Origin of the sequence: Corynebacterium lipophiloflavum DSM 44291 (assembly GCF_000159635.1) — a bacterium.
In the GTDB taxonomy this organism is placed as follows: domain Bacteria; phylum Actinomycetota; class Actinomycetes; order Mycobacteriales; family Mycobacteriaceae; genus Corynebacterium; species Corynebacterium lipophiloflavum.
This window is the reverse complement of the sequence record NZ_GG667192.1, coordinates 638,040-658,505: the sequence shown is the minus strand read 5'-3', so window position 1 is coordinate 658,505 and position 20,466 is coordinate 638,040. Positions and strand designations below refer to the sequence as shown.

20 protein-coding genes are annotated in these 20,466 nt (G+C 66.3%); 10 read left to right on the top strand and 10 right to left on the bottom strand.

What is annotated here, in order from left to right:
• Window positions 1–26 precede the first annotated feature (26 nt).
• From HMPREF0298_RS06260 to HMPREF0298_RS06230, 7 genes are read right to left on the bottom strand one after another with little or no spacing between them, the layout of a single operon-like run.
• The gene (locus HMPREF0298_RS06260; RefSeq protein ID WP_006840283.1) at window positions 27–404 is read right to left on the bottom strand and encodes a metal-sulfur cluster assembly factor; all 378 of its coding nucleotides are present in this window, start codon (window positions 402–404) and stop codon (window positions 27–29) included.
• On the bottom strand, window positions 405–857 hold the full coding sequence (gene sufU / locus HMPREF0298_RS06255; RefSeq protein ID WP_006840282.1) for a Fe-S cluster assembly sulfur transfer protein SufU: 453 nt from the start codon (window positions 855–857) through the stop codon (window positions 405–407). It lies immediately after the preceding gene.
• Window positions 854–2,113 carry a cysteine desulfurase gene (locus HMPREF0298_RS06250; protein ID WP_006840281.1) on the bottom strand — a complete coding sequence of 420 codons (1,260 nt, stop codon included), beginning with the start codon at window positions 2,111–2,113 and terminating at the stop codon, window positions 854–856. Before HMPREF0298_RS06250 ends, sufU begins: the two co-directional genes overlap by 4 nt.
• Entirely contained in the window at window positions 2,113–2,868 is a 756-nt protein-coding gene (gene sufC / locus HMPREF0298_RS06245) for a Fe-S cluster assembly ATPase SufC (protein ID WP_006840280.1), read from the bottom strand. The genes HMPREF0298_RS06250 and sufC overlap by 1 nt, the downstream gene beginning before the upstream one ends.
• A 33-nt stretch (window positions 2,869–2,901) precedes the next feature.
• A complete protein-coding gene (sufD, locus tag HMPREF0298_RS06240; RefSeq protein ID WP_006840279.1) occupies window positions 2,902–4,068 on the bottom strand; it encodes a Fe-S cluster assembly protein SufD in 1,167 nt (388 codons plus the stop codon).
• A gap of 3 nt (window positions 4,069–4,071) precedes the next feature.
• Window positions 4,072–5,478, bottom strand: a complete 1,407-nt coding sequence (gene sufB / locus HMPREF0298_RS06235) for a Fe-S cluster assembly protein SufB (protein WP_006840278.1) — start codon at window positions 5,476–5,478, stop codon at window positions 4,072–4,074.
• Between the two features lie 31 nt (window positions 5,479–5,509).
• Entirely contained in the window at window positions 5,510–6,235 is a 726-nt protein-coding gene (locus HMPREF0298_RS06230) for a helix-turn-helix transcriptional regulator (protein ID WP_006840277.1), read from the bottom strand.
• A 128-nt stretch (window positions 6,236–6,363) separates the two neighbouring features.
• Here HMPREF0298_RS06230 and mptB point away from each other — a divergent pair, with 128 nt between their 5' ends.
• The 5 genes from mptB to HMPREF0298_RS06205 all read left to right on the top strand — a co-directional run bounded on the left by mptB (window position 6,364) and on the right by HMPREF0298_RS06205 (window position 11,683).
• Window positions 6,364–7,989, top strand: coding sequence for a polyprenol phosphomannose-dependent alpha 1,6 mannosyltransferase MptB (gene mptB / locus HMPREF0298_RS06225; RefSeq protein ID WP_006840276.1), 1,626 nt, complete (start codon window positions 6,364–6,366; stop codon window positions 7,987–7,989).
• A 6-nt stretch (window positions 7,990–7,995) separates the two neighbouring features.
• Window positions 7,996–8,919, top strand: a complete 924-nt coding sequence (locus HMPREF0298_RS06220; RefSeq protein WP_006840275.1) for an ABC transporter ATP-binding protein — start codon at window positions 7,996–7,998, stop codon at window positions 8,917–8,919.
• A 12-nt stretch (window positions 8,920–8,931) separates the two neighbouring features.
• The gene (locus tag HMPREF0298_RS06215) at window positions 8,932–9,705 is read left to right on the top strand and encodes an ABC transporter permease (protein WP_006840274.1); all 774 of its coding nucleotides are present in this window, start codon (window positions 8,932–8,934) and stop codon (window positions 9,703–9,705) included.
• A gap of 129 nt (window positions 9,706–9,834) precedes the next feature.
• Window positions 9,835–10,689, top strand: coding sequence for a COX15/CtaA family protein (locus HMPREF0298_RS06210; RefSeq protein ID WP_083789526.1), 855 nt, complete (start codon window positions 9,835–9,837; stop codon window positions 10,687–10,689).
• 25 nt (window positions 10,690–10,714) lie between these two features.
• The gene (locus HMPREF0298_RS06205; RefSeq protein ID WP_006840272.1) at window positions 10,715–11,683 is read left to right on the top strand and encodes a quinone oxidoreductase family protein; all 969 of its coding nucleotides are present in this window, start codon (window positions 10,715–10,717) and stop codon (window positions 11,681–11,683) included.
• Here the strand turns inward: HMPREF0298_RS06205 and HMPREF0298_RS06200 are convergent.
• Complete coding sequence (locus tag HMPREF0298_RS06200; RefSeq protein ID WP_040422581.1) at window positions 11,680–12,594, bottom strand: heme o synthase; 915 nt, start codon at window positions 12,592–12,594, stop codon at window positions 11,680–11,682. The genes HMPREF0298_RS06205 and HMPREF0298_RS06200 overlap by 4 nt on opposite strands.
• A 276-nt stretch (window positions 12,595–12,870) precedes the next feature.
• Between HMPREF0298_RS06200 and tkt the strand changes: the two genes are divergently transcribed.
• From tkt to pgl, 5 genes are all read left to right on the top strand, one after another.
• Window positions 12,871–14,946, top strand: coding sequence for a transketolase (tkt, locus tag HMPREF0298_RS06195; protein ID WP_157464388.1), 2,076 nt, complete (start codon window positions 12,871–12,873; stop codon window positions 14,944–14,946).
• A gap of 33 nt (window positions 14,947–14,979) precedes the next feature.
• The gene (gene tal / locus HMPREF0298_RS06190; protein ID WP_006840269.1) at window positions 14,980–16,065 is read left to right on the top strand and encodes a transaldolase; all 1,086 of its coding nucleotides are present in this window, start codon (window positions 14,980–14,982) and stop codon (window positions 16,063–16,065) included.
• 97 nt (window positions 16,066–16,162) lie between these two features.
• Window positions 16,163–17,698, top strand: a complete 1,536-nt coding sequence (zwf, locus tag HMPREF0298_RS06185; protein WP_006840268.1) for a glucose-6-phosphate dehydrogenase — start codon at window positions 16,163–16,165, stop codon at window positions 17,696–17,698.
• Window positions 17,699–17,740: 42 nt separating this feature from the next.
• Complete coding sequence (locus HMPREF0298_RS06180; RefSeq protein ID WP_006840267.1) at window positions 17,741–18,673, top strand: glucose-6-phosphate dehydrogenase assembly protein OpcA; 933 nt, start codon at window positions 17,741–17,743, stop codon at window positions 18,671–18,673.
• A gap of 25 nt (window positions 18,674–18,698) precedes the next feature.
• A complete protein-coding gene (pgl, locus tag HMPREF0298_RS06175; protein ID WP_006840266.1) occupies window positions 18,699–19,415 on the top strand; it encodes a 6-phosphogluconolactonase in 717 nt (238 codons plus the stop codon).
• Here pgl and secG read toward each other — a convergent pair whose 3' ends face one another.
• Both secG and tpiA read right to left on the bottom strand, forming a co-directional pair.
• On the bottom strand, window positions 19,416–19,652 hold the full coding sequence (gene secG, locus HMPREF0298_RS06170) for a preprotein translocase subunit SecG (RefSeq protein ID WP_006840265.1): 237 nt from the start codon (window positions 19,650–19,652) through the stop codon (window positions 19,416–19,418).
• A gap of 18 nt (window positions 19,653–19,670) precedes the next feature.
• On the bottom strand, window positions 19,671–20,453 hold the full coding sequence (tpiA, locus tag HMPREF0298_RS06165; protein WP_006840264.1) for a triose-phosphate isomerase: 783 nt from the start codon (window positions 20,451–20,453) through the stop codon (window positions 19,671–19,673).
• Between the last annotated feature and the right edge of the window lie 13 nt (window positions 20,454–20,466).

Below are 20,466 nucleotides of genomic sequence, written 5' to 3'. Positions count from 1 at the left end.
ACGCGACACCTTACATGGCGGGTCGGCTAGACCGCGAAGCCGAGCGCGCGTAGCTGCTCGCGGCCCTCCTCGGTGATCATCTGCGGTCCCCACGGCGGCATCCACACCCAGTTGATCACGACCTCGTCGATCGGGGTGTTCTCGGTGATCGCGGTGGTGGTCTGGTCCTCGATCACGTCGGTGAGCGGGCACGCCGGCGACGTCAGCGTCATGTTGATGACCGCCTTCGTCGTCTCACCCTCTTCCTCGATCCACAGGTCGTACACCAGCCCGAGGTCGACGACGTTGATGCCGAGCTCCGGGTCGATGACGTCGTGCATGTACTCCGCGGCGTCGCCGGCGAGCTTGATCTGCTCCTCCGTCTGCGTCGGCCGCTCGGCCGCACCGTAATTGGATTCAGCCATCTACTTCTCCTTTTCTTCGAGCGCGTCCGAGGTGGCCGCCTGGAAGGCCTTCCACCCCAGAAGCGCGCACTTGACTCGGGCGGGGAACTTGGCCACTCCGCCGAACGCGACACCGTCGCCGATGACCTCGGGATCGCCTTCCAGGGTTCCGCGCGAGGTCACCATCTCCTCGAAAGCGGAAAGCTTGGCCATCGCCTCATCGACGCCCAGGCCGATGATTTCTTCCGCCATCACGCTTGTCGACGCCTGCGAGATCGAACATCCCGCGGCATCGTAGGACACGTCCGAAACGGTCGCGCCATCCTTGGACAGCGCGACTCGCAGGGTGATCTCGTCGCCGCAAGACGGGTTGACGTGGTGGACCTCGGCATCAAACGGGTCGCGCAAGCCGGCGTGCTGCGGGTTCTTGTAGTGGTCGAGGATGACCTCTTGGTACATCGCTTCTAGGTTCATGCGCCGAAGAACTCCTTCGCCTTGCCGATGGCCGCGACGAGCGCGTCGACCTCGTCGAGCGTGTTGTACAGGTAAAAACTGGCGCGCGACGTCGCCTGGACGGCCAGGCCACGGTGCGCGGGCCACGCGCAGTGGTGGCCGGTGCGGATCGCCACGCCCTCGGAGTCGAGCACCTGGCCGAGGTCGTGCGGGTGCACGCCGTCGACGGTGAAAGCGATCGCCCCACCGCGCTTCTCGGCGGTGAGCGGGCCGGCGATCGACAGGCCCTCGATGGCCTGCATCTTCTTAAGCGCGTAGGCGGTCAGCTCGTGCTCGTGGCGCGCCACGGCCTCCATGCCCACCTCGGTGAGGAAATCAACGGCGGCGCCGAGCCCGACGACCTGGCTGGTCATCTGGGTGCCTGCCTCGAAGCGCTGCGGCGCCGGCGCGTAGGTGGAGCCCTCCATCTTCACCACCTCGATCATCGAGCCACCGGTGAGAAACGGCGGGAGCTTGTCCAACAGGTCTCCCCTGCCGTAGAGCACGCCGACGCCCGAGGGGCCGCACATCTTGTGTCCGGAGAATCCGGCGAAGTCCACGCCCAGCTCGCGGAAATTCACCGGCATGTGCGGAACCGACTGGCACGCGTCCAGCACGGTCAGCGCGCCGACCGCCTTGGCGCGGCGCACCATCTCCGGCACATCGGCGTGCGCACCGGTCACGTTCGACTGGTGCGTAAACGCCACCACCTTCACGCTTTCATCAAGCTCGAGCGAGTCGAGGTCGATGCGGCCGTCCGGTGTCATGGAGTACCACTTCAGGGTTGCGCCCGTGCGCCGCGCCAGCTCCTGCCAGGGCACGAGGTTGGCGTGGTGCTCGAGCTCGGTGACCACGATGGTGTCGCCCTCGCCGACGCGGAGGCTGCCGGCGCGGTCGTCGCCAAGCACGAAGGCGACGGCGTTGAGCGCCTCGGTCGCGTTCTTGGTAAACGCGATCTCATGGCCCTGCGCGCCCACGAACGCGGCGATCTTCTCGCGCGCGGACTCATAGGCGTCGGTCGCCTCCTCTGCGAGCTGGTAAGAGCCGCGGTGGACCGGCGCGAAGGTGTTTAGAACGAAGTCCCGCTCAGCGTTCCACACGCGCTCCGGGCGCTGCGAAGTCGCGCCGGAGTCGAGGTAGACCAGCGGCTTGCCACCGCGAACCGTTCGGGACAGGATCGGAAACTCGGCGCGGATGGCGTCCACGTCGAGCGTTCCGTCTGGGTGTGTATAGACCATTAGATAAACTTCTCGTAGCCCTCGGACTCGAGGTCGTCGGCCAGCTCAGCGCCGCCGGTGGTGACGATCTTGCCGTCGGCGAAGATGTGGACGAAGTCCGGGGTGACATAGTTCAGGATGCGCTTGTAGTGGGTGATCATGAGCACGCCACCGTTGGTTTCCTCCTGGTAGCGGTTGATGCCATCGGAGACGATGCGCAGCGCGTCGACGTCGAGGCCGGAGTCGGTCTCGTCCATCACGGCAAACTTCGGCTTCATCAGCGCGAGCTGCATAACCTCGTGGCGCTTCTTCTCACCGCCCGAGAAGCCCTCATTGACCGAGCGCTCGGAAAAGGATGCGTCCATCTGCAGGGAGTCGCGCGCTGCGTTGAGCTCGCTGACCCACTCCCGCAGCTTCGGTGCCTCGCCGCGCACGGCGGTCACGGCGGAGCGCATGAAGTTCGACGAGGAGACGCCGGGGACCTCAACCGGGTACTGCATGGCCAGGAACAGGCCCGCGCGGGCACGCTCGTCGACCTCCATCTCCAGCAGGTTCTCGCCGTCGAGGAGCACCTCGCCGTCGGTGACCTCGTACTTCGGGTGGCCGGCGATGGTGTAGGCCAGGGTGGACTTGCCGGAGCCGTTCGGGCCCATGATGGCGTGGGTCTCGCCGGACTTGATGGTCAGGTTGACGCCCTTGAGAATCGGGGTCGGCTCCTGGCCCTCTTCGTTCGGCAGGACGTTAGCGTGCAGGTTCTTGATTTCGAGAGTAGACATACGTGTTCTTTCCGTTTCTGAGGTGGGCAGGGGTTAGAGGTTTGCGTGCTCGAGCTCGCCGGAAACCCGGGCGATGAGCTCGTCGCGGACGGACTCCACCGGGATCTTGTTGAGGACCTCATTGAAGAAGCCGCGGATGATCAGGCGCGTCGCCTCTTCCGTCGGGATACCGCGGGCACGCAGGTAGAACACCTGCTCCTCGTCGAAGCGGCCGACCGTCGCGGCGTGGCCGGCGCCGGCAATCTCGCCGGTCTCGATCTCGAGGTTCGGGATTGCGTCGGCGCGGGCGCCGTCGGTAAGCACCATGTTGCGGTTGGTTTCGTAGGTGTCGGTGCCCAGCGCCTCGGCGCGGATCAGCACGTCGCCCACCCAGCAGGTGCGAGCGTCCGGCTTGTCCGAGTTCTTGTCTCCCTGCAGCGCGCCCTTGTAGAGCACGTTGGAGCGGCAGTTGGGCACGCTGTGGTCCACCAGCAGCCTGTTCTCGATGTACTGGCCGTCGTCGGCGAAGTACACGCCGGTGAGCTCGACGTCGCCGCCGGGGGCGGTGAACTTCACGCGCGGGGTGACGCGGGTGACCTCGCCGCCGAAGCTGGCAACGGTGTGGCGCAGGGTCGCGTCGCGGCCCACCACGATCGACTGCGCGCCGAGGTGAACGGCGTCGTCGGCCCACTCCGTGTCGACGACCGCGTAGACGCGCGAGTTGTCGCCGATCAACCAGTTGACGTTGTCGGCGTGGGTGCCGGAGCCGGTGTAGCGCACGATCACGGTCGCCGCGGAGTTGACACCGGACTCAACGAGAACGGTGGCGAACGTCGTGGCGTCCAGGCCCGCGCCGGTGATGGTCACCGTGACGGGCTCGGTGAGCTCGGCGTTGTCCGGGATCTTCACAATCGTGCCGGAGGTCGCCCCCGACCACGCCTGCGCGGCAACGCGGTCGACGGGGCCGCCGGCGACCTTGAGGCGGTCGTCATCAGGAGAGACCGTCTCCACGATGACCTCGGACGGGCCCTCGACGCTGACGCGGGCGTCGCTCAACGGCGCGAACGTGCCGTTGTGGAGGCCGCGCAGGCGGCGCAGCGAGATGAAGCGCCAATCCTCGTCGCGACCGCCCGGAACGGCGAAGTCGTCGACGTTGTAGGAGACGGGCATGTCGCCCTTGTTGTTGACGCCGGAGGCGTTCTTAACAGCGGTATCCGCCATGGGTTAACCCACCGATCCTTCCATTTGCAGTTCGATAAGACGGTTGAGCTCGAGGGCGTACTCCATCGGCAGCTCCTTGGCGATCGGCTCGACGAAGCCGCGGACGATCATCGCCATCGCCTCTTCCTCCGCGATGCCGCGCGACATCAGGTAGAACAGCTGCTCCTCGCTCACCTTCGACACCTTCGCCTCGTGGCCGAGGGTCACGTGGTCGTTTCGGATGTCGTTGTAGGGGTAGGTGTCCGAGCGCGAGATGTTGTCCACCAGCAGCGCGTCGCACTCGACGTTAGACGTGGAGTGGTGGGCGTTCTGGTTGATCTGCACCAAGCCGCGGTAGGCCGCGCGACCGCCGCCGCGGGCAACCGACTTGGACACGATCGACGACGACGTGTGCGGCGCCATGTGCGTCATCTTCGCGCCGGTGTCCTGGAACTGGCCCTCGCCGGCGAACGCGACGGAGAGCACCTCGCCCTTGGCGTAGGGGCCGGTCATCCACACGGCCGGGTACTTCATGGTCACCTTCGAGCCGATGTTGCCGTCGACCCACTCCATGGTCGCACCCTCTTCAGCCTTGGCGCGCTTGGTCACCAGGTTGTAGACGTTGTTCGACCAGTTCTGGATGGTGGTGTAGCGGCAGCGCCCGCCCTTCTTCACAATGATCTCGACCACCGCGGAGTGCAGGGAATCGGACTTGTAAATCGGCGCGGTGCAGCCCTCGACGTAGTGCACGTACGCATCCTCGTCGACGATGATCAGGGTGCGCTCGAACTGACCCATGTTCTCCGTGTTAATGCGGAAGTACGCCTGCAGCGGGATGTCCACGTGGACCCCCGGCGGCACGTAGATGAATGAGCCGCCGGACCACACCGCGGAGTTCAGCGCGGAGAACTTGTTGTCGCCGGCCGGAATCACCGAGCCGAAGTACTCCTTGAAAATGTCCTCGTGCTCGCGCAGGGCGGTGTCGGTGTCGACGAAGATGACGCCCTTTTCCTCCAGGTCCTCGCGGATCTGGTGGTAGACCACCTCGGACTCGTACTGCGCGGCGACACCCGCGACGAGGCGCTGCTTCTCCGCCTCCGGGATGCCGAGCTTGTCGTAGGTGTTCTTGATGTCCTCGGGCAGGTCCTCCCAGGAGGTTGCCTGCTTCTCGGTCGAGCGGACGTAGTACTTGATGTTGTCGAAGTCGATGCCGCTCAGGTCCGCGCCCCACGTCGGCATGGGCTTCTTCTCAAAGACCTCGAGCGCCTTGAGACGCTGGTTGAGCATCCACTCTGGCTCTTCCTTAATGCGGGAGATGTCTTTGACCACATCTGGGCTCAGGCCACGGCGCGCTGCGGCACCGGCGGCGTCGGAGTCGTGCCAGCCGTAGTTGTATGCGCCAATGGACTCAATAATTTCGTCGTCGTTCATCGGCCGTTCCAGGCCGGGTGCGGGAGTTGTCTCAGTCAAGATCTCCGCTCCTTTCGGTGTGTGTCTCGCGCGCTGCGGCGGTTTTGCCCACAGCGACGAGGGGAATGTTGGTCGTGCAAATTCCGTTGCCGTCCGCGATCATGGCGAGCGGTTGAACGTGCTTTCCGACAAGCTCCGAGATGGCCTCGTGCTCCGCCTCGCAGATTTCCGGGTGCCGGGCGGCGACGGCCGATACCGGGCAGTGGTGCTGGCAGATCTGGATACCCATCCCCGCCCGCGTCACTGTCGCGGCGTAGCCATTGTCGTCGAGCGCGTCCGCGAGGTCGCGGGCGACCGCCTCGATGTCCTCGCCGGACTCGGCTGCAGGTTCGACGCCCTCGAGGATCTTGTCGATCCTCGCGCGCGCCAGCTCCTTGACAGCCTCATCGCCGCCGATTTGTCGCACGATGTCGATCGCGTCGGCGGCGAGACTATCGTACTGGCTGCCGAAGTGCTCGCGGCCGTCGTCGGTCAGGCGGTAGTGTTTCGCCGGCCGGCCGCGGCTGGCCTCCTCCCCCGCTACCGGGTTCGGTTCGCACGTCTCTGCGATCTGCTCGTCTACCAGTTTGTCCAGGTGGCGTCGTACACCTGCGGCGGAGAGGCCGAGGTGGACTCCGAGGTCGGCGGCGCTGACGGGGCCGTGCTTTAGCAGCAGCGACATCACCTCGCGGCGCGTTTGCCCGCCGATGGAGCGCGTCTGTTCCGCATTGCGAGCCATGTCCACACCTCCGATCCTTGGGTCCACTTCGAGTTTTCTCAATCGCCTTTATCCAACACTAGTGTGTTCAAATTAATTCCGCATGTGAGCCCCCGTCGCGGGTGCCTCGTTTTGTAGACTCCTCGGTTGTGAACGTTCTTCCGCGGGTTTTGCCCAGGCTGGGCCGGCCCGGGTCGCGCTCGGCAGAGCTACACGAAAGCTCGCTTGGCGACGCCCACCCCGCCCAAGCGTCCCGAGCGTCGGTAGCCGAGCTCAACCGCTTCGCTGTGCTGCGCTTCATCGGGCTCGTGGGCACGATCCTCATGGGCCTCGGCGGCCTCGGCGGCGGGGCGCTGCCCGTGGTGGACAACCCGTACGCACTCTTCCCCGGCGGCGCCGTGATGGGACGCATGCTGCAGACCTCCTCCGCGCTGATCCTCATCGGCGTGGGCCTGCTCGTAGTCGCGTGGGTGCTCATGGCGCCGTTCGTCGGCGCGGGCAGCACCCCCGCTCGGGTGGGCAAGGGCGTGATCGTGCGCACCTTTGTCGCCTGGGTCATCCCGTTGATCCTGACCGCCCCGCTTTTTACCCAGGACATCTACTCCTACCTGGCGCAGGGCTCGATTGTGCGCCAGGGCCTCGACCCGTACGCGGCAGGCCCGGTCGAGATCCTCGGTACCGAAAACCACCTCGCGCGTTCCGTGCCGTTTATCTGGGCGCAGTCGCCGAGCCCCTACGGGCCCGTCGCATTGGGCATCTCGGCCGCGATCTCGTGGCTGACGCACGATTCGATCGTGCTCGGTGTTATCGCCCACCGCCTGGTGTCGCTGGTGGGGATCGGCGCCGCCGCGTGGGGCGTGGTGGCGCTTGCGCGCCGCTGCCGCGTCTCCCCCGCCGCGGCGCTGTGGCTGGGTGTGCTCAACCCGCTGACCATCCTGCACCTAGTCGGCGGCATCCATAACGAGGCCATCCTGCTTGGCTTCCTGCTTGTCGGGATAGAGTTGGGCCTGCGCGGGATCGACGCCCTCGGCCCGCGCAACGCCGCCGCCGCGGGCCTGCTTGTGGCAAGCGGGGCCCTCATCACCTGCGCGGGGCTGGTCAAGGTCACGGGCTTTATCGCCCTCGGATTCATCGGCATGGCGCTGGCGCGGGCGTGGTCGTCGCGGCTGCCCGGGGTGGCGGCGATCGCCCTCGCCGCCGCCACGCAGGCCGCGCTCATGGTCGCCACCACGGTGGTTTTCTCGCTGCTGACCGGCATCGGTTTCGGCTGGGTGACGGGCCAGGGAGGGGCGGCGTCGATACGCAGCTGGCTCTCGGTTACCACCGATGTCGGGGTCATCGCGGGCAACATCGGGATGCTGCTGGGCCTCGGCGACCACATCGAGGCCATGCTGGCAATCACGCGCGGGGCGGGCCTAATAGTCGCCGCCGCGTTCATGATCCGTATGCTGTGGGCGACCTACCGCGGCACGATCCACCCGGTCGGGGGCCTGGGCGTGGCCACGCTCGTGCTGGTGATCCTCTTCCCCGTCGTCCACCCCTGGTACCCGCTGTGGGCCATCCTGCCGCTGGCGGCGTGGGCCAACCGTCTGTTCTTCCGCGCCGCGGTGGTCATCTACAGCGCGGTGTTCAGCTTCCTCGTGCTGCCGCGCGGCCTGGCGCTGAACCCGGGAGCGGTGATCACCATCTACACAATCGCCGCCACCGGTTTCGCTGTGATCTGCGCTGCCGGCTGGTGGTGGTACCGGCGATTCGGTCGCAGGAGTCTAAACTAGCCAGCCATGAGTGATGCAATTGTCCTGGACAACGTTTCCAAGACATACCGCGACATCGTGGCCGTAGACGGCCTCTCTTTCACCGCCGCCCGCGGTGAGATCCTTGCACTCCTCGGCCCCAACGGTGCGGGCAAAACCACCACCGTCGAGATGTGCGAGGGCTTTACCAAACCCACCGGCGGCAGAATCTCTGTACTGGGTCTCGACCCGTCCGCCGAGCCCGAGAAGGTGCGCTCGCGCATCGGCATCATGCTGCAAGGTGGCGGCTCCTACTCCGGCATCCGCGTCCGCGAAATGCTCGAGCTCACCGCCCGCTACAACGAAGACCCCCTCGATCCGGACTGGCTAATCGACCTGCTTGGCCTGCGCGGGGTAGAAAAGACCACCTACCGGCGCCTCTCGGGCGGCCAGCAGCAGCGACTGTCTCTGGCGCTGGCGATGATCGGCCGGCCGGAGCTGATCTTCCTCGACGAGCCGACCGCCGGGATGGACGCCCAATCGCGCCTCGCGGTGTGGGACATCATCTCCGCGATGAAGCGCGACGGGGTCACCGTGATCCTAACCACCCACCTCATGGACGAGGCCGAAGCGCTCGCCGACAAGGTCGTCATCATCGACCGCGGCGCCGTCGTCGCCCAAGGCACCACCGCCGAGCTGACCAGCCACGACTCCTTCCCGCTGATCACGCTCAGCACCGACCGCGAGCTCGCCATCGCGCCGCTTAACGACGCCCTGTCCGCGCACTCCCTGACCGCCCAAGCCACCCGGCCGCTGCGCTACCAGATCTCCGGCGGAGCGACTCCGGAGGTCGTTGCCACGCTCGCGCGCGAAGCCGACGCCCAGGGCGTTTTGCTGCGCGAATTCAGCGTCGCGCACCGCACGCTCGAGGACGTTTTCCTCGACATCACCGGTCGCGAGCTGCGCAGCTAGGAAAGGATCAGCATGGCTCTAGAACTTGCCGAAGGCACGTTTACCCCGCGCCCCCGCCGCGCCTCCGTGACCCGGATGGCGCTGGCGCAGGGGCGCATCGAGGCACTGCTCATGCTGCGCCACGGTGAGCAGCTGCTGCTCAACCTGATCATCCCCGCTGTGATCCTCGTCGCCGCCGCGAAGCTGCCGATCCCCGGGGCTGACTCGCCCGCGCGCCTCGACCACCTCGTGCCGGTGGTGTTTGCCGTGGCGGCGAGCAGCGCGGGCTTTACCGGCCAGGCGATCGCGCTGGCGTTCGACCGCCGCTACGGCGCGCTCAAGCGCACCGGCGCCTCCGGGGTGCCGGCATGGACGATCATCGCGGGCAAGATTCTCGGCGTGCTGGCGATGGTGGCAGTCCAGATCGTCGTCCTCGGCGCGATCGCCGTCGCGTTGGGTTGGCGCGTCCCCGTCGGCGGCGCCCTGTTCGGCGGGGTGACGCTGCTGCTCGGCGTGGCGTGTTTCACCGCCCTGGGGTTGCTGCTCGGTGGCACCATGAGTTCCGAGCTCGTCCTCGCCTTGGCCAACCTGCTGTGGCTGATTTTGGTCGGCATCTTGGGGTGGGTCACTTACTCGGGCAACCTGGTCGAGGCCGGCTGGTACAACCTGGTGCCCACCGTCGCCCTGGCGGGTGCGCTGACGCAGGCGCTGCACCTGAGCGTGGACTCCGGGGCGTGGATCGCGCTAACGGTGTGGGTGGCTGTCGCCGTCACCGCCGCCGCCCGCTGGTTCCGCTTCGATGGCTAGAACGGCCGAGGCGTGGGTTAAGCTAAGAATCAATCTTAAGTTTGATACGTGGAAGGTACCGGTGTTGACGTGAACACCCCTGTTAAAACGACCGTGGGCCCATCCCTGAAGCTGCAGCGCGTCCTCGCGATGATCCTGCTCCTGTGCCAGGGCGGCATCACGGTGACCGGCTCGCTCGTGCGCGTCACGGGCTCGGGCCTCGGCTGCAACACCTGGCCGCTGTGCCACGAAGGCTCGCTCGTGCCCGTGCCGGGCGCCGCGCCCGCGATCCACCAGGCCATCGAGTTCGGCAACCGCATGCTGACCTTCGTCGTCGCGGCGGCTGCGGTCGCCGTGACGGTGGCGGTGTACAGGGCGCAGCGCCGCTGGCACGTCAAGCTACTGGGCTTGCTCTCCATCGCCGGCGTGGCGCTGCAGGCGCTACTCGGCGGGATCTCCGTGCTGGTCAACCTGCACTGGTGGGCGGTGGCCGTGCACTTCCTGCCCTCGATGGTGCTGGTGTGGATCGCAGCCGTGCTCTACATGCGCATCAGTGAGCCGGACGACGCGCCCGTCGTCACGCGCTACGACGGTAGCGCCCGCACGGCCGTGGTCGTCGCGGCTGTCGCGCTGAGCTTCGTGCTGGTGACCGGCACGATGGTCACCGGCTCGGGCCCGCACTCGGGCGACAGCGGGGTCGGCATGGAGGGCCGTTTGGCACTCGACACCGAGATCCTCGCCTACGTCCACGCCGCGTGCATGTACATCTACCTCATTTCCACGCTCGTCGCCGTTTACCAGCTGCGCCGTTCGCAGGCGCCGATGGACGCGTTCAACACCGCCTTGGTGCTCGTCGCCATGATCGTCGTCCAGTGGGCCGTAGGCGTAACCCAGTTCTACCTCGGCGTTCCGCGCTGGACAGTGCCGCTGCACATCGCCATGTCCTCGGTGGTCGTCGCCTTTAGCGCCTTCCTCTGGGCGCACGGCAAACGCCGGATGGCCTAAACGGGGCTCCGGTAACGTGGGGGCCATGAAGGCGATCTACGTTACCCAGCACGGCGGGCCCGAGGTTCTCACCTACACGGACCGCCCCGACCCGGAGCCGACCGAGGCGCACGTTCTCGTCGAGGTGCTCTACGCGGGTGTCAACTACATCGACACCTACTTCCGCTCTGGCACCTACGACCAGGAACTGCCCTACATCCCCGGCACCGAGGGGTGCGGCCGCGTCATTGCCGACCCCGCCGGTGAAATCGCCGAGGGCACGCTGGTCGCCTGGCACAGCGCCCCCGGCTCGTACGCCGAGAAGGTGTGCGTTCCCCGCAACCGTCTCGTCGCCGTGCCGCAAAGCATCGATCCCGCGGTCGCGGCGTCGATGCTGCTCCAAGGCATGACGGCGCACTACCTTCTGCACGGCACCCGCGAGACGAAGCCGGGCGACACGATGGTGATTACCGCTGGCTCCGGCGGGGTCGGGCTCGTGCTCACCCAAATGGCCGCTGCTGCCGGCGCCGTGGTTTATTCCGTGACCTCGAACGAGGAGAAGGAGAAGCTCGCCTACGAGGCCGGCGCGACGCAGGTGTTTCGCTACGACAACTTCGCCCAGGAGGTGCGGCAAGCAAACGGCGGCAAAGGGGTGGACGTGATCTACGACGGAGTGGGCAAGGACACCTTCGCCCAAGCCCTCGATGTCTGTCGGCCGCGCGGGCTCGTCTGCTCCTTCGGTTCCGCCTCCGGCGACGTCGAGCCGTTCGTTATCCAGGAGCTCAACAAGCACGGCTCGCTGTTTCTTACCCGACCTTCGATAGCCGCCTACGTCGCCACCGACGACGAGTACCGCATGCGCGCCCAGGCCGTCGTGCGTGCGGTGGAGGAAGGCGCGCTGACCTTCCGCATCCATGAGCCATACCCGCTTAGCGACGCCCGCCTAGCGCACGAGGAGCTTCAGGCCCGCCGCACCTCAGGCTCGGTCGTGCTCAGGGTCGCGGCGGATTCCTAGAAGAGGTACTGACCGATCGTGTTCCACCCCAGCACCGCGTCGACCGACAGGGCGAGGAAGAGTACGGCGAGGTAGTTGTTCGACAAAATGAACAGCGCGAGCGGCTTGACGTCGTCGCCGCGCACGACTCCGTTGTGCAGCCGGGTGGCCATCACGAGAAACGCGACACCCGAGGCCACCGCGACGACAAGATATATCCAGGAGGCGGCGGGCACGAGCAGCAGCGACGTAGCCACGGTCAGCCACGAGTAGAAAACGATCTGGCGGGTCGTCTCCTGCGCGGAGGCGACCACCGGCAGCATCGGAACCTTCGCCCTGGCGTAGTCGTCCTTGTATTTCATGGCCAGCGCCCAGGTGTGCGGCGGTGTCCAGAAGAAGATGATCATGAACAGCACTACGGCCTGCCACCAGCGATCCGGGGAACCGTCGTCGACGTTGTCTCGCACCGCGGCCCAGCCGACGAGGACCGGCATGCAGCCAGCGGCCCCACCCCAAATGACGTTCTGCCACGTGCGGCGCTTCAGCCACTTTGTGTAGACGAAGATGTAGAACCAGTTGGTGAGCACAATGAAGAAGGCGGCGAGCCAGGAGTCGCACACGAAGCCGAGCCATAAAACGGAAAGTGCGAGAAGCGCCCACGCGTAGATCGTGGCCCTGCGTTTGGTCACCGTGTGGCGCACCAACGGGCGCGCGCGGGTGCGGCCCATCTTCTGGTCGATGTCGTAGTCGGCGACCATGTTGAACGTGTTCGCGGCAGCCGCACCCATCCACCCGCCGAGGAGCGTTCCAAGGATGAGCCACAAATCCACGCTGCCACGGTTGGCTTGCAGCATCGCGGGAATCGCGGCGACGAGGAGGAGCTCGATGACCCTCGGCTTCGTGAGCGCAAAGTAAGCCTTGATGGTCTCCAAGTAAACAACTCCTCCAGCAGAAACGGCCGCCCGGTACGGGCATGCCAACATATCAGTAGTCGCTCCGCGACAGCGAAAAGTTCCACCGCCGCCCAATCCGCGCGGGCCTCATACCTTTGGATGATGGTACCGCCACGGCGCACTAACGGGTAATCCGGACACGCCTCACTGCCAACCGATAGGCTAGGCGGTGAAGATATCTAGAACATCCAATCACGCACGACACAAGCGAGGAACAACGTGACCCAGTCGAACCTGCCCCCCGAATTGCAATCGATGACCGTTCGGAACTATCCGGACGATTGGACGCAAACGGACACGCGGGCCGTGGACACTGTGCGCGTGCTTGCGGCGGACGCTGTGGAGAATTGCGGCTCGGGGCACCCGGGCACCGCAATGTCGCTCGCACCCCTGGCGTACACGCTCTACCAGCGCGTCATGAACATCGACCCGCAAGACCCGCACTGGGTGGGCCGCGACCGCTTCGTGCTGTCCAACGGCCACTCGTCCCTGACCCAGTACATTCAGCTCTACCTCGGCGGGCTCGGGCTGGAACTCGAAGATCTAAAGCAGTTGCGGACGTGGGGCTCGAAGACACCGGGCCACCCGGAGTACAACCACACCAAGCACGTCGAGATCACCACCGGCCCGCTCGGCCAGGGCCTCGCCTCCGCGGTCGGTATGGCGATGGCGGCGCGCCGCGAGCGCGGCCTGTACGATCCGGCCGCCCCCGCCGGAGAGTCGCCGTTCGATCACTTCATCTACGCCATCGCCGGCGACGGTTGCCTGCAGGAGGGTGTGACCTCAGAGGCGTCCTCCCTCGCGGGCACCCAGCAGCTGGGCAACCTGATCGTGTTCTGGGACGACAACCGCATCTCCATCGAGGACGACACGCAGATCGCGTTCACCGAGGACGTGATGAAGCGCTACGAGGCGTACGGCTGGCAGACGCTGACCGTGGATTCCGGCGAGGACGTCGTCGCGATCGAGTCCGCCGTGGCGCAAGCGCAGGCCGAGACCGCGCGCCCGACGCTGATCCGCGTCAAGACCGTCATCGGCTACCCAGCCCCGAACCTCCAAAACACCGGAGCGGTTCACGGCGCGGCCCTCGGTGCCGACGAGGTCAAGCTGGTCAAACAGGCCCTGGGCTTCGACCCCGAGGTGAGCTTCCCCGAGGAAGCGGACGTGATCGCGCACACCCGCAAACTTTCTGCACGCGCCAGCGAGAAGCGCGCGAAGTGGGAGGAGAAGTTCAACGCCTGGGCCGAGAACAATCCGGACAATGCGGCACTGCTCGAGCGCCTCACGGCGCGCCGCCTGCCTGAGGGCTGGGACGCGCAGCTGCCGACCTGGGACGCCGACGAAAAGGGCCTGGCCACGCGCAAAGCCTCTGAGGCCGTGATCCAAGCGGTCGCCGCCACCCTGCCGGAGCTGTGGGGTGGCTCCGCCGATCTGGCTGGATCCAACAACACGTTGATCAAGGGTGCGACCTCGTTCGGCCCTGAAGAGATCACCACCGCAAAGTTCACCGCCGAGCCCTACGGCCGCAACCTGCACTTCGGCATCCGCGAGCACGCGATGGGCGCGATCATGAACGGCATCGCGCTGCACGGCGGAACCCGTGTTTATGGTGGAACCTTCCTCATCTTCTCGGAGTACCTCTACCCCGCGATCCGCGTCGCGGCGCTGTCCGGCATCGACGGCTACTACGTGTTGACCCACGATTCGATCGGCCTCGGCGAGGACGGCCCCACCCACCAGCCGGTGGAGACACTCGCCGCTTTGCGCGCCATCCCGGACCTCGCCGTGATCCGGCCGGCGGACGCGAACGAGACCTCCGCGGCATGGAAGGCTGCCCTCGAGGGCAAGGAGCAGCCCAAGGCTCTCGCCCTGTCGCGCCAGAACCTTCCCGTGCTCGACGGCACGAAGGAAAAGGCGTTCGAGGGCGTTGCCCGCGGCGCCTACGTGTTGGTCGAGGGCTCCAAGCAGACCCCTGACGTGATCCTCATCGCGACCGGCTCCGAGGTCCAGCTCGCGGTCGCGGCCGCCCGCGAGCTCGAAGGCGAGGGCGTCGCCGCGCGCGTCGTCTCCATGCCGTCCATGGAGTGGTTCCTCGAACAGGACGATGACTACATCGCGTCGGTGCTGCCCGCCGACGTCAAGGCACGTGTCTCCGTCGAGGCCGGTGTCTCTATGCCGTGGCACCGCTTCACCGGCGACCACGGCCGCAACGTCTCGCTCGAGCACTTCGGCGCCTCCGCCCCTGGCGCTGAGCTGTTTAAGCGCTTCGGGTTCACCGCCGGCGCCGTCGCCCAAGCCGCGCGCGAATCCATCACCAGCGCTACCGCCTAACCCCCTCCCGACCACGCAAAGGACTGCACCCACATGACTTCGATTGACACGCTCTACGAAATCGGAACCTCCACCTGGCTCGACGACCTCTCGCGGGACCGCATCACCACTGGAAACCTCAGCGAGATCAAGGCGTCGAAAAGCATCAAGGGTGTTACCACCAACCCCGCGATCTTCGCCAAGGCCATGAGCGGCGGCAACGCCTACGACATCCAGCTCGCGGACCTCAAGGCGGCCGGCAGCGAGGTTGATGCGGCCGTGTACGCGATGAGCGTGAAAGACGTCCAGGACGCGTGCGACCTTTTCTCCGATGTCTTCGAGGCAACCGGCGGCAAGGACGGGCGCGTCTCCATCGAGGTGGATCCCCGCTACGCCGCCGACGAGGAGCGCACCGTGGCGCAGGCGGCCGAGCTGGCGAAGCTGGTGGACCGCCCCAACGTGATGATCAAGATCCCGGCAACCGATGAGTCCCTGCCTGCCGTCACCGCGACGCTCGCCGCCGGTATCTCGGTCAACGTCACCCTGATCTTCTCCGTCGAGCGCTACCGCCAGGTCATTGCTGCGTTCCGTGAGGGCGTGCGACAGGCGGAGGCCAACGGGCACGATGTGTCCGCGATCCACTCCGTGGCGTCGTTCTTCGTCTCCCGCATGGACACCGAGGTGGACAACAGGCTCGAGACCATCGGCACCCCCGAGGCGCTTGAGCTGCGCGGACTGGCCGGCATCGCCAACGCGCGCCTGGCCTACCAGCTCTTTATCGACGAGTTTTCCGACATGAACCAGTTCCCCGCGGGAACGAACAAGCAGCGCCCGCTGTGGGCATCGACCGGTGTGAAGAACCCGGACTACCCCGCAACCATGTACGTCACCGAGCTCGCGGGCCCCGACACCGTCAACACCATGCCGGAGGCGACACTCGACGCGATGCTCGAGCAGGGCGAGCTGCGCGGCGACACGCTGACCGGAACTGCAGCCGAGGCCCAGGCGACCTTCGACAAGCTCGAGGCAGTGGGCATCGATCTCGGCGACGTCGTTGCGGTGCTCGAGCGCGAGGGCGTGGAGAAGTTCGTCGACGCGTGGCAGGAACTGCTCGATTCGATGGCGCAGAATTTGAAGTAGTTTCGCGTTTTGTGCCCGCGCACCCGCGCGGGCACTGTACATTTGAACGAATATCCAAAAATCTTTCCCATCTACCTATTACTCGAGGTGAACAACCGTGACGGACGAGGCCGCGTGGGTCAACCCGCTCCGACAGCCAGAGGACAAGCGTCTGCCGCGCATCGCGGGGCCGTCGGGAATGGTAATTTTCGGCGTAACCGGCGATCTCGCGCGCAGGAAGCTCCTGCCGGCAATCTACGACCTTGCCAACCGCGGCCTGCTGCCCGCCGGTTTCAGCCTCGTTGGTTTCGGTCGACGCGAGTGGACCAAAACCGACTTTGAAGACTACGTGCGCTCCGCCGTCGAAAAGGGCTCGCGCACGCGCTTCAACGAAAACGTGTGGAACCGCCTCGCCGAGGGCATGCACTTCGTCACCGGCGCCTTCGACGACGACGAGGCGTTTGAGAAGCTCGCGGCACTGCTCGCGGAGATGGACGCCAACCGCGGCACCGGCGGCAACTGGGCGTTCTATCTCTCCGTTCCCCCGGAATACTTCTCCGACGTGGTCCACCAGCTCGACCGCTGCGGCATGGCCACCCCGACGGGCAACCAGTGGCGCCGCGTGGTCATCGAGAAGCCGTTCGGCCACGACCTCGCCTCCGCGAAGAAGCTCAACGAGGTGGTCAACCATGTCTTCCCGGAGCGCTCCGTGTTCCGCATCGACCACTACCTGGGCAAGGAAACGGTGCAGAACATCCTCGCGCTGCGCTTCGCTAACCAGATGTTTGAGCCGGTGTGGAACGCCAACTACATCGACCACGTGCAAATCACCATGGCCGAGGACATCGGCCTGGGCGGGCGCGCCGGGTACTACGACGGCATCGGCGCGGCCCGGGACGTGATCCAAAACCACCTGATCCAGTTGTTGGCGCTCGTCGCCATGGAGGAGCCCACCTCGTTCTCCCCGAGGCGCCTGCGCGCCGAGAAGCTTAAAGTGCTGCGCGCCACCACTCCTCTCGAGCCCTTCGACGAGACCACGGCGCGCGGCCAGTACACGTCCGGGTGGCAAGGCTCGGAGAAGGTCATCGGCTTGCGTGAAGAGGAGGGATTCGACCCGGACTCCACCACTGAGACCTACGCGGCCTGCACCTTGACGATTAACTCTCGGCGCTGGGCGGGCGTGCCGTTCTACCTGCGCACAGGAAAGCGCCTGGGCCGCCGCGTCACCGAGATCGCGCTGGTGTTCAAGCGGCCGCCTTTCCAGCCCTTCGCCAAGGGCCAGACTGATCTGCTCACCGCTAACGCTGTCGTGCTGCGCATCCAGCCGGACGAGGGCGTGCTCATGCGCTTCGGCTCCAAAGTCCCGGGCTCCACCATGGAGGTGCGCGACGTGAACATGGACTTTTCCTACTCGGAGGCGTTCACCGAGGAGTCCCCCGAAGCGTACGAGCGATTGATCCTCGACGCGCTGCTCGACGAGTCGAGCCTCTTCCCCACGAACGAGGAGGTCGAGCGCAGCTGGGAGATCCTCGATCCCATCCTCGAGCACTGGGCCGAAAACGGCCGCCCCGACGCCTACGCCGCCGGTACGTGGGGCCCCGAATCCGCTGATGCCATGCTCGCGCGCACCGGCCGCCACTGGCGCAGGCCTTAAGCGCGGCTGACCCGAGAAGAACCGATTGGAAGAGACCCGGAGATGATTATCAAACTCCCCGACACCACGACGCGCCAGATCACCGCGACGCTTCTGCAAGCGCAGGACTACTACTCCATGGCCACCGGCCGCGTACTGACGCTGCTCGTGGTCGCTGCCGCGAGCGACGACGTGGACTCCATCCTGCTGTCCGTGCGCGACGCGACCCAGGAGCACCCGGCCCGCGTGCTCGTCATGCTGCTGGGCGACGCCGAGGATCCGACGAAGCTCGACGCGGAATGCATCCTCACCGCTGATGCGGGCGCCTCCGAGATGGTGGTCATGCACCTCCACGGTGAGCTCACCGCGAACCTCGACTCGGTGGTCACCCCGCTTATTCTGCCGGACACGCCGATCGTCGCGTGGTGGCCGACGACTGCCCCCGCGAACCCGGCCGAGGCACCCCTGGGCAATATCGCGCAGCGCCGCATCACCAACGCCCGGCGCAACGTCTCCGGTAATGCGCTTCTGCGTCTGTCCAACGGTTACTCCGAGGGCGACTCCGACATGATGTGGTCGCGCATCACCCCTTGGCGCGGGATCGTGGCGTCCGCGGTCGACCGCCACCTGGGCGAGGACATCACTGCGGTGAAGATCTCTGGGCCCGTGGACAACCCCAGCGTCGACATCGCCGCTGGCTGGCTGGCCAGCTGCCTCGGTGTCGACGTAACCCGCAGCCCGGGCCCGAACGCCTCCGAGATCATCGAGAACGTTCCCATTACCGAATTGCGCTTGAGCTACGACCGCGGCGACATTGTCGTGTCCGTCATGGACGAACACAGCGTGCGTGTCTCCGTTCCGGGCAGCCCCGATTCCTACGTCGCCATGACCGCGCGCACCGACGCGGAGTGCCTCGCCGAGGAGCTGCGCCACCTCGACCCCGACATCGCCTACGCCCACGCGCTCGACGGCATCTCCCACGTGCACGTCGTTTAACCCTCGAAAGGCCCCACCCACGCTCATGGTTACGGTTTCAAAGTTCCCTGACCTCGCTTCGCTTATCGACGCCGCCACCGAACGTTTCGCCCGCACCATCAGCGCCATCCACGCCGACCCGGTCGGTGGGGTCAACGGCGACGGCACCGCCCGCGTCGTCCTCACCGGCGGCACCTCCGGCATCCGATTTTTGGAAAACCTCCGCGACCTGACCATCGACTGGTCGCGCGTCTACGTCTTCTTCGGCGACGAACGCAACGTCGAGGTCGCTCACCCCGACTCCAACGAGGGCCAGGCCCGCACCGCGCTGCTCGAACACATTCCACTCCCCGAGGCCAACGTGTACGGCTACGGGCTCACCGGCGGTGACATGGCAGACGCCGTGCGCCGTTACGAGCGCGACCTGGGCATCGCCGCACCGGAGGGCTTCGACATCCACCTGCTCGGGATGGGCGGCGAGGGCCACATCAACTCCCTGTTCCCCCACACCCCGGCCGTGCGCGAGACGGAGCGCCTCGTGGTCGCGGTGACGGATTCGCCGAAACCCCCCGCCGAGCGCGCGACGCTGACCCTTGCCGCCGTCGGGCGCGCCGAGCGGGTCTGGCTTCTGGTTTCGGGCGCGGAAAAGGCGGAGGCCGCCGCGCACGTGGCGCGCGGCGCCTCCGCCGATGAGTGGCCAGCCGCTGGGGCCGCCGGGCGAGAAGAGACCGTGCTCTTCGTCACCGAGGACGCTGCCCCCTAGCTAGACCGCGAAGGATTGCGCGAGGTTGAGCCCGATAATGCACGTGATCCAGATGACTGCGATCACGATGGTGTAGCGGGTCAGGTTGCGCTCGACGATCGTCGACCCGGACAGGTTGGCCTGGACCCCGCCGCCGAACAGGCTGGACAGGCCGCCACCTTTGCCCCGGTGCAGCAGGACGAACACCGTCATCAGGATTGCGGTGATGACCAAGACGATCTCGAGTGCCAGAATCATGGAGTACACCTTACACGACTAGCGCACTGCGTTGGCCGCCGCGGCGGCGAGTTTGGCAAATTCCTGGCCGTCCAGCGACGCTCCCCCGACCAGGCCACCGTCGACGTCGGGCTGGCCCACAATCTCGCCGATGGTGTCGACCTTGACGGACCCGCCGTAGAGGATGCGGATCGCGTCGGCGGTGGGGTCGTCGGCAAGCTCGCGGATCGTCTCGCGGATTGCCTTGCACACCTCCTGGGCGTCGGCCGCCGACGCCGTCTTGTCCGTCCCGATCGCCCAGACCGGTTCGTAAGCGATGACGGTGCGGGCGAGCTCCGCCGTACCCAGGGTGGCCAGGGAGCGGCGGGTCTGCTCGACGACGTAAGCGACGTGCTCCGAGCGATCGCGGACCTCCTCCGGCTCGCCGACGCAGACGATCGGGCTGATGCCGTGCTCGAGGGCCTTCGCGGCCTTCGCCGCGACCTCATCATCGGTCTCCCCGTGCTGCTCGCGCCTTTCCGAGTGCCCCACGACCACCCAGGAGCACCCGAGCTTGGCCAGCATCGGGGCCGAGATATCGCCGGTGTGCGCGCCGTTGTCGTGCGGGGAGACGTCCTGGGCGCCGTAGGTGATCTGCAGCTTGTCGCCGTCGACCAGTGTCTGGATCGAGCGCAGGTCGGTGAACGGCACCGTGAGCGCGATATCGACGTACTCGTACCCGTCCTTCGGGAACGCGAACGCCAGTTTCTGGGCGCTTGAGATGGCCTCGAGGTGGTCGAGGTTCATCTTCCAGTTGCCGGCAATGAGCGGCTTCCGGGACATGTGCGTACTCCTT